The 2,797-nt window shown below is 64.9% G+C and carries 2 protein-coding genes; both read left to right on the top strand.

Annotated elements, in window-relative coordinates; all coding sequences use genetic code 11:
* Positions 1 to 74: 74 nt before the first annotated feature.
* Complete coding sequence (locus tag HU811_RS26430; protein WP_186659015.1) at positions 75 to 1,355, top strand: glycerate kinase type-2 family protein; 1,281 nt, start codon at positions 75 to 77, stop codon at positions 1,353 to 1,355.
* Complete coding sequence (gene pyk, locus HU811_RS26435) at positions 1,345 to 2,760, top strand: pyruvate kinase (RefSeq protein ID WP_186659017.1); 1,416 nt, start codon at positions 1,345 to 1,347, stop codon at positions 2,758 to 2,760. Before HU811_RS26430 ends, pyk begins: the two co-directional genes overlap by 11 nt.
* The last annotated feature ends 37 nt before the right edge of the window (positions 2,761 to 2,797 follow it).

Below are 2,797 nucleotides of genomic sequence, written 5' to 3' on the forward strand. Positions count from 1 at the left end.
CTTTCGCGAGCAAGCCCGCTCCCACAAAAGGGATCGCGTTGTCCTTCAAATAACAAGAATTCCGGGAGTCCGCCATGTCGGTCGATCCGCAACATTTGCTCCGCGAGCTGTTTGCCGCAGCCATCGACGCCGCCCATCCGCAGCATGTCCTTGAACAGTATCTGCCCAGCGACCGCAGCGGCCGAGTGATCGTCATCGGCGCCGGCAAGGCCGCCGCGGCCATGGCGCAGGTGGTCGAGCGTTGCTGGCAAGGCGAAGTCAGCGGTTTAGTGGTGACCCGCTACGGCCATGGCGCGCCCTGCCAGAAGATCGAAGTGGTGGAAGCCGCGCACCCGGTGCCTGATGCGGCGGGCCTGGCGGTAGCCCAACGGGTGCTGGAGCTGGTCAGCCACCTTAACGAAGACGACCGGGTGATTTTCCTGCTGTCCGGCGGTGGCTCGGCGCTGCTGGCGCTACCGGCCGCTGGCATCACCCTGGCCGACAAACAATCGATCAACAAGGCGCTGCTCAAGTCCGGCGCCACCATCGGCGAGATGAATTGCGTGCGCAAACATCTTTCGGCGATCAAGGGCGGGCGCCTGGGCAAGGCTTGCTGGCCGGCGACGGTCTACACTTACGCGATTTCCGATGTGCCCGGTGATCTCGCCACCGTCATCGCCTCTGGCCCTACCGTGGCCGACCCCAGCACATCGGCCGAAGCCCTGGCGATCCTCAAGCGCTACAACATTGAAGTACCGGCTTCGGTGCGCAACTGGTTGCAAAGCCCGGAATCGGAAACCGTCAAACCCGGCGACCCGAGCCTGGCCCGCAGCCACTTCCAATTGATCGCCCGCCCTCAGCAATCACTGGAAGCAGCGGCAGTGAAAGCCCGCCAGGCCGGTTTCAGCCCGTTGATCCTCGGCGACCTGGAAGGCGAATCCCGGGAAGTGGCCAAAGTCCACGCCGGTATCGCCCGGCAAATCGCCCTGCACGGTCAGCCTCTGGCCGCGCCGTGCGTGATCCTCTCCGGCGGCGAAACCACGGTCACCGTGCGCGGCCATGGCCGGGGCGGACGCAACGCAGAGTTCCTGCTCAGCCTGACCGACAGCCTCAAGGGTCATCCCGGCATCTACGCCCTGGCCGGCGACACGGACGGCATCGACGGTTCCGAAGACAACGCCGGCGCCATCATGACCCCGGACAGCGATCGCCGTGCCGGCGAACTGGGCCTGAGCGCCAGCGACGAGCTGGACAACAACAACGGCTACGGCTACTTCGCCGCGCTGGAGGCGTTGATCGTCACCGAGCCGACGCGTACCAACGTCAACGACTTTCGCGCCATCCTGATTCTTGAGACCCCCAAACATGACGCCTGATAAAAAGGTCAAGATCCTCGCGACCCTTGGCCCCGCTACCCGTGGGATCGAGGACATCCGTGAACTGGTGCAGGCCGGTGTGAATATTTTTCGCCTGAACTTCAGCCACGGCGAGCATGCCGACCACGCCCAGCGCTACCAGTGGATTCGTGAGGTCGAGCAGCAGCTCAACTACCCACTGGGCATTCTGATGGACTTGCAGGGCCCGAAACTGCGCGTGGGCACCTTCGCCGACGGCAAAGTGCTGCTGCAACGCGGCCAGGCCCTGCGCCTGGATCTGGACGCCACGCCCGGCGATGAACAGCGGGTCAACCTGCCCCACCCACAGATCATCGCGGCCCTGGAGCCCGGCATGGACCTGCTGCTGGACGACGGCAAGCTGCGCCTGCGGGTCACTGCCAAACATGCCGATGCCATCGACACCCAAGTGCTCAATGGCGGCGAACTGTCAGACCGCAAAGGCGTGAATGTGCCTCAGGCCGTGCTCGACATGAGCCCGCTGACCGCCAAGGATCGTCGCGACTTGAGCTTTGGCCTGGAGTTGGGCGTGGACTGGGTGGCGCTGTCGTTCGTGCAGCGCCCCGAGGACATTCGCGAGGCGCGTGCGTTGATTGGCGACAAGGCATTTTTGATGGCCAAGATCGAGAAACCGTCGGCGGTGACTCGGCTTCGGGAGATCGCCGAACTGAGCGACGCGATCATGGTTGCCCGGGGTGACCTGGGTGTCGAAGTGCCGGCCGAAAGCGTGCCGCAGATCCAGAAGAACATCATCGGCACCTGCCGCGCCCTCGGTAAACCGGTGGTGGTGGCCACGCAGATGCTCGAATCCATGCGCTTTTCTCCCGCGCCCAGCCGAGCCGAAGTCACCGACGTGGCCAACGCCGTGGCTGAAGGCGTCGACGCGGTGATGCTGTCGGCGGAAACCGCTTCCGGCGATTACCCCCTCGAAGCCGTGCAGATGATGAGCAAGATCATCCGCCAGGTGGAGAACGGCCCGGACTACCAGGCGCAGTTGGATGTCAGTCGACCGAAGGCCGACGCCACGGTGTCGGACGCCATCAGTTGCGCAATCCGGCGTATCAGCAACATATTGCCGGTGGCGGTGCTGGTGAACTACAGCGAATCGGGCAGTTCCAGCCTGCGGGCGGCGCGGGAGCGGCCGACGGTGCCGATCCTCAACCTCACGCCCAACCTGCAAGCGGCCCGCCGTCTGACGGTGGCCTGGGGCGTGCATTCGGTGGTCAACGATCGGCTGCGCCAGGTGGACGAAGTGTGCTCCACCGCCCTGGAAATCGCCCAGGCCCAGGGCATGGCCCAGCGCGGCGACACCCTGCTGATCACCGCCGGCGTGCCGTTCGGGCAGCCGGGGTCGACCAATTCGTTGCGCATCGAGACGTTGATTTAGCGCCTGCACTGGCCCCTTCGCGAGCAAGCCCGCTCCC

It is taken from the genome of Pseudomonas tehranensis (assembly GCF_014268615.1).
GTDB classification, from domain to species: domain Bacteria; phylum Pseudomonadota; class Gammaproteobacteria; order Pseudomonadales; family Pseudomonadaceae; genus Aquipseudomonas; species Aquipseudomonas tehranensis.